This window comes from Rhizobacter sp. P2_H2, from assembly GCF_056403375.1.
Genome location: NZ_JBFUFP010001849.1, coordinates 1 through 525, shown reverse-complemented (window position 1 = coordinate 525; position 525 = coordinate 1). Strand labels below are relative to the sequence as shown.

The 525-nt window shown below is 73.7% G+C and carries 1 protein-coding gene; it reads left to right on the top strand.

Going from position 1 to position 525, the window contains the following annotated elements:
* Positions 1-525: LysR substrate-binding domain-containing protein (locus AC1D15_RS36570; RefSeq protein WP_477829945.1), on the top strand; the 525-nt coding region annotated here is incomplete at both ends.

Sequence of the window (525 nt, the reverse complement as noted above, 5' to 3'; positions counted from 1 at the left end):
ACCTTGTACAAGGGTGCGGCCGACACGCTGGCGCGGCTGCAGCAGCTGGCGGTGGCGGTGAAGCAGCAGGGCGGCGGCGCGTCGCGGCCGGTGCGGGTGTTCTCGAACCTGGTGTCGCTGTCGCACGACCTGCCGGCGGCGCTGAAGCGCTTCGCCGAGGCGCATCCCGAGGTGGCGCTGAGCCTGTCCGAGCAGGCCACCGATGCGACGCTCGCGGCGCTGGTGCGCGGCGAGGCCGACGTCGGCATCGTGACGCCGATCCACGTCTACCCCGAGCCGCTGATGGCGTTTCGCTACGGCGTCATCCGACACGTGCTCGCGGTGCCGCACGGCCATGCACTGGCCGCGCGCGGCTCGGTGCGGCTGGACGATGCGATCGGCTGCGACTTCGTCGGCCTCGAACGCGACGGCGGCTGGGACCGGCTGCTGCAGCAGGTGGCGCAGGAGCGCGGCCTGACGCTCAGCGTGCGCGCCCGCGTCGGCAGCTTCGACTCGATGTGCCGCATGGCGGGCGCCGGCCTGGGC